Here is a 5,241-nt window from a genome sequence, read left to right as displayed (position 1 = left end):
CTCTTGCCCGCATTGTCCGCGCTCTACCAGCGTGACACTGTGGCCGACTTCGGCCAGCTGCCAGGCGGTCATCATGCCAATGACGCCCCCGCCGATAATCAGATAATCACTCACCAGGGCCCCTCATCTCTTGACGCCAAGCGCTGCCCAGAATGGCTCGGTTCGCGCTGGCAGAATGCGCCATAGCTTACCCCGCTTTGTCCGTATCTTCAGCACGGTCGAGACGAACGCGATACGCCCCGCGAAGACGGGGCGCAGAGGGTGACGACGGGACACTCTCCTTTCAGGCAGCAGCCCCTTTCAACCGCTCGCTGCGCCGACGCAACAGCTCCATGGTCACCAGCAGCAGGGTCGAGAGCAGGATCAGGATGGTGGCCATGGCAGCGATGGCCGGGCTGATATTTTCGCGAATGCCGGAGAACATCTGGATCGGCAGGGTACGCTCGGTGGGGCTGGCAATGAACAGCGCCACCACCACCTCATCGAATGACGTGGCGAAGGCGAACAGGCCGCCGGACACCACCCCGGGGACGATCTGCGGCAGGATGATGGTGAAGAAGACACGCAGTGGGTTGGCGCCGAGGCTGGCGCCGGCGCGGACCTGGTTGAAGTCGAACCCCTGCAGGGTGGCGTTCACGGTAATGACGACGAAGGGCACCCCCAGCACGGTATGGGCCAGGATCAGGCCGGCATAGGAGTTGAGCAGGCCCACCTGGGCGAAGAAGAAGTACATGCCCACGGCGACGATCACCAGCGGCACCACCATGGGGGAGATGAGCAGCGCAATGATCAGCCCCTTGCCGGGGAAATCGGCCCGATTGAGCCCGACCGCCGCCAGGGTACCGAAGGTCATCGCCAGCAGGGTCGCCAGTGGCGCCACGATCAGGCTGTTCTTCAGTGACGACATCCAGGGGCCGGATGTGTCGAAGATGGCCGCATACCACCGCAGCGAGAAGCCCGGCAGCGGATAGGTCAGGAAAGAGCTGCTGCTGAACGACAGCGGAATGATCACCAGCACCGGTGTGATCAGGAACAGCAGGATCAGGCCGCAGAAAATGCGGAAAAACCAGAACCAGACCTTTTCCACCGGCGATGCATAGGGAGGCAGAGCCATTATTCTTCTCCTGAGCGGTTCAGTTCCTGATCATCTGCTTGCGGTTCACCAGACGGTGATAGACCAGATAGAGCATCAGCGTTACCACCAACAGGATGCTGCCAAGCGCCGCCGCCATGCCCCAGTTATTGGTGCTGTTGGTGTAGTAGGCCACGTAGTAGCTCACCATCTGGTCGGCTGGCCCACCCACCAGTGCCGGCGTGATGTAGTAGCCAGCGCCATGATGAAGACCAGGATCGTGCCTGCCGCGATGCCGGAAACCGTCTGGGGCACATAGACCTGCCAGAAGGCGGCGAAGGGATGCGCCCCCAGCGACACGGCGGCGCGCTGGTAGCTGGGCGAGATGCCTTTCATCACGCTGTAGAGCGGCAGCACCATGAACGGCAGCAGGATGTGCACCATGGCAAAGAACACGCCGATGCGGTTGAACACCAGCTGTAGCGGCGAGTCGATTATTCCCGTGGCTATCAATGACTGGTTCACCAGGCCATTGGATTGCAAAAGGATGATCCAGGCCGCGGTACGCACCAGCAGCGACGTCCAGAATGGCAATAGCACCAGTATCATCAGCAGGTTGCTGGTCTTCGCCGGCAGCGTGGCCAGCAGGTAGGCCAACGGGAACCCGAGTGCCAGGCAGATCAGCGTGACGCCACCGGCGATCACCAGGGTGCGCTGGAAGACCGCCTGATAGAGGCGATCGCCTTCCGCGATGCGTTGAATCTGGCCGGTGTCGCCACGCTCGAGGTCGACCGATGCCAGCAGATAACGGTCCGTGGTCGGCGGTGCGGCACGCTGGATACCAAGCCAGGTGGCGGTTTCGCCCCAGGCCTCATCGATCTCGACAAGGGTGGTCGTCCAATCGGCATCGGCCTCCAGGCTCGCAGGCAGCCCTCGCAGCGTGCGCATCAGCAGGCTGCGGTACTGGGTATCCTCGTAGTTGAGGCGACGGCCGATGCGCCCCAGCCCACCCCCCTGGCGCGAGTCGCGGAGCTCGGCGGCGAAGGCTGCCATGGTGGACTCGTCGGGCAAGCCGGTACCGTCCCACTGCTGGATCCCGGCCGTGGTCAACGGCATGACCGTCTCCAACTCGGTATTGTCGACGCTACGCCACAGCATGCTGCCGATGGGCATGACAAAGACGACTATCAGAAACAGCGCCAGCGGTGCGACCAGCCCGAATGCCTTCCATTTGCGCAGCCGCTCGGCGCGTCGCAGCTGGGCCTTGAGCGTACCCGCCGGTCTAGATGGCGGCTGCGAAGCCGCAATGGTCGTGGTCATGGCCTTCTCCCACTGATGAAGACCGGCGTGACCCAGCGGGTCGGGACACGCCGCAGGAAACGGGGCAGCGGCCGGGAAGCCGCTGCCGACGTCGTGGGATCAGCGCGCCGCCCAGGCGTTGAAGCGCTGCTCCAGCTCCTCGCCGTAGTCGACCCAGAAGGCGGTATCCACGGCCAGTGCACCTTCCATGTTCTCTTCATGGGTGGGCATGCGCCGCGCCTGCTCCTCGTCGAGCTGGGCAATGGCGTCAGGATGCACCGGCCCATAGGGAATCTGGCTGGAGTAGGCGGCCTGGTTCTCGGGCTGGCTGGCGAAGATGATGAAGTCGTAGGCTTCGTCGACATACTCGCTGCCCGCCACGATGGCCCAGTAATCCAGGTCGTAGATGCTCTCGTTCCATACGATCTCCAGGTTACTGCCTTCTTCCTGGGCGGCGGCGATGCGTCCGTTGTAGGAGGAGGTCATGACCACGTCACCGGCAACCAGCCACTGGGGTGGCTGTGCACCCGCCTCCCACCACTGGATGTGCTCCTTGATCTCGTCGAGCTTGGCAAAGGCGCGGTCGACACCTTCCGGTGACTCAAGCACCCCATAGACCTCGTCGGCCGGCACCCCATCGGCCATGAGCGCAAACTCCAGGGTGTACTTGGCACCGCGACGCAGGCCACGGGTGCCGGGGAACTGCTCCACATCCCAGAAATCGGCCCAGGAAGTCGGCGTCGTATCCAGGGCGTCGGCATCGTAGGCGAGCACCGTGGACCAGACGAAGGTACCGACGCCGCACTCATCGAATGCCGAGTCGATCAATTCGTTGCCCAGTCCCAGCCGGCCCCAGTCGATGGGCTCGAACAGCCCCTCGAAACAGCCACGGACCAGCTCCGGAGATTCCATCTCCACCAGGTCCCAGCTGACGTTGCCGGTCTCGACCATGGCACGGATGCGCGACAGCTCACCGTTGTAGTCGCCCGGTGTGAGGTTGATGCCCGTGCTCTCCTGGAAGGGGCCGTAATAGGCCTGCTGCATCGCATCACCGGACGCACCGCCAAAGGAGATGACGGTCAGTGCCTGGGCTCCGGCGGAAACGGCCAGCCCCGCCGTCAGCAGACTGCCCATGGCAACGCTGCGGCCAAGACGCGAGAGTGGGAAGCGGCTGTGAGTCATATCTTTCTCCTGGTCACAAGGACCCTTGTTGTTGATATGGAACGTTGTTGATATGGAACGCTGGTGCTGCACACCATGCCGACCCTCCGAGAGGGAACTGGCACCATGCTCTGCGGTGGCATTCAAGAAGCGTCCAGTGCTCGGACGTCTTCGTCCCGCCAGCCGAGCTCCACCACATCACCCGACTGCATGCTGCTGGTGAACTCATCCACGGAGACGCGGGCCACAAAGTCGTCGTTGCCGGCAAGTTCACAACGCACCCGCAGGTGGTCACCGAGGTAGATGAACTCCCGCACCCGCGCCTGCAAGCGGTTGGGCAACTGCCGTGTTGCGCCATTGAGCTTGATGCGCTCGGGGCGAATCGACAGCCGTGTGGCATCGCCCACCGCCAGGTTCGGGCCAAGCAGCGCACCGGTGTTCATGCCCTCGCCAAAACTGACCCGGCATTGGCGCCCCTCCACGGATTCGATGCGACCGGGCAGGGTGTTGTTTTCGCCAATGAACTGGGCAACAAAGGCGTTCGCCGGGTATTCGTAGAGATTGCTGGGGGTGTCGATCTGCTGGATGATCCCGTCATCGAATACCGCGACGCGATCCGACATGGTAAGTGCCTCGCTCTGATCATGGGTGACGAACACCACCGTCAGACCCAACTGCTCATGAAGCTGCTTGATCTCCAGCTGCATGTGCTCGCGCAGCTGCTTGTCGAGTGCACCGAGGGGCTCATCCATCAGTATCAGCTGCGGCTCGAAGACCAGGGCGCGGGCCAGGGCGACACGCTGCTGCTGTCCACCGGAGAGCTGTGTCGGGCGCCGCCGGGCGAATTCACCCAGCTTGATCATATCCAGTATCTCGGCCACCTTGCGGTCGGCCTCGGCGGCAGGCATCTTGCGCGTCTTGAGCGGGTAGCGGATGTTCTCTTCCACCGTCATGTGGGGAAAGAGCGCATAGTTCTGGAACACCATGCCGAAGTTGCGCTTGTGGGGAGGTACGCTGTTGAGGCGCTGGGTGCCCAGGAAGATATCCCCATTGGTGGGCACCTCGAAGCCGGCGAGCATCATCAGGCAGGTTGTCTTGCCAGAGCCGGAAGGTCCCAGCAGGGTCACGAACTCCCCCTGGTGGATGGTGAGGTTGAGATCCTTCACCACCAGGTTCTCGCCATCGAAGGTCTTCTGTACCGCATTGAAGCGAACCAAGGGGGGCGCCGGGTGGGAGGGTTCGCTGGTCTTGTTGTTTGGCATGGTGTCACCCGCAGTTGAAAATGGGTGCCGTGACGTCAACAATTACAGACGTTCACATAAAATATCCACATTCCAAGCTATGCGTCCGCCCACCTCTCGTCAAGTATATTTCACACATTATTTGGCTTAAGTCACTTCTCAAGCGCCGGGCCGGCCATGCCACGCGGCAGAAAATCACCACCAGGGCGAACAGGATGCCAGACCAAAGCAAAGCGCCTCTTTCCCGCGCGAGCCCGCTAGCCTAGAGTGGAGTCATGTTACGCAGTAAATCAGGAGGCTAGCCCATGACGGCTCAAGACCGACCCTCGGTCATGGCAGGAACCGAGCGACGCGCTCAGCTCTCGCTTTTCGCTCGCAATTTCTTCAAGCATCCGCGGATGCTCGGCTCGATCATTCCCAGCTCACCGTACCTGGTGCGACGACTGCTCGAGCCGGTCGACTGGGAGC

General features: G+C 62.3%; 6 protein-coding genes. All 6 read right to left on the bottom strand.

Annotated elements, in window-relative coordinates; translation table 11 throughout:
• A partial coding sequence (locus Q427_RS30785) for an FAD-dependent oxidoreductase (RefSeq protein ID WP_155833715.1) occupies positions 1–114 on the bottom strand: 114 nt, incomplete at its 3' end.
• A 169-nt stretch (positions 115–283) separates the two neighbouring features.
• Complete coding sequence (locus Q427_RS26945; protein ID WP_043518599.1) at positions 284–1,114, bottom strand: ABC transporter permease; 831 nt, start codon at positions 1,112–1,114, stop codon at positions 284–286.
• A gap of 19 nt (positions 1,115–1,133) precedes the next feature.
• Positions 1,134–1,283 carry a hypothetical protein gene (locus Q427_RS34930; protein WP_231613482.1) on the bottom strand — a complete coding sequence of 50 codons (150 nt, stop codon included), beginning with the start codon at positions 1,281–1,283 and terminating at the stop codon, positions 1,134–1,136.
• Positions 1,277–2,392, bottom strand: coding sequence for an ABC transporter permease (locus Q427_RS26940; protein ID WP_231613945.1), 1,116 nt, complete (start codon positions 2,390–2,392; stop codon positions 1,277–1,279). Before Q427_RS26940 ends, Q427_RS34930 begins: the two co-directional genes overlap by 7 nt.
• Before the next feature lie 99 nt (positions 2,393–2,491).
• Positions 2,492–3,553 carry an ABC transporter substrate-binding protein gene (locus Q427_RS26935; protein ID WP_081786237.1) on the bottom strand — a complete coding sequence of 354 codons (1,062 nt, stop codon included), beginning with the start codon at positions 3,551–3,553 and terminating at the stop codon, positions 2,492–2,494.
• Between the two features lie 122 nt (positions 3,554–3,675).
• Positions 3,676–4,794, bottom strand: coding sequence for an ABC transporter ATP-binding protein (locus tag Q427_RS26930; RefSeq protein ID WP_051496756.1), 1,119 nt, complete (start codon positions 4,792–4,794; stop codon positions 3,676–3,678).
• Between the last annotated feature and the right edge of the window lie 447 nt (positions 4,795–5,241).

This window comes from Halomonas sp. BC04, from assembly GCF_000568385.1.
Note: the sequence above shows the minus strand (reverse complement) of the source record. Positions and strands in the feature narration are given on the sequence as shown.

What these genes read in the sequence shown, in the direction of transcription:
- Q427_RS26935 (WP_081786237.1), bottom strand. Translation starts at nt 3,553, where the DNA reads ATGACTCACAGCCGCTTCCCACTCTCGCGTCTTGGCCGCAGCGTTGCC.
- Q427_RS26940 (WP_231613945.1), bottom strand. Translation starts at nt 2,392, where the DNA reads ATGACCACGACCATTGCGGCTTCGCAGCCGCCATCTAGACCGGCGGGT.
- Q427_RS26945 (WP_043518599.1), bottom strand. Translation starts at nt 1,114, where the DNA reads ATGGCTCTGCCTCCCTATGCATCGCCGGTGGAAAAGGTCTGGTTCTGG.
- Q427_RS26930 (WP_051496756.1), bottom strand. Translation starts at nt 4,794, where the DNA reads ATGCCAAACAACAAGACCAGCGAACCCTCCCACCCGGCGCCCCCCTTG.
- Q427_RS34930 (WP_231613482.1), bottom strand. Translation starts at nt 1,283, where the DNA reads ATGGTGAGCTACTACGTGGCCTACTACACCAACAGCACCAATAACTGG.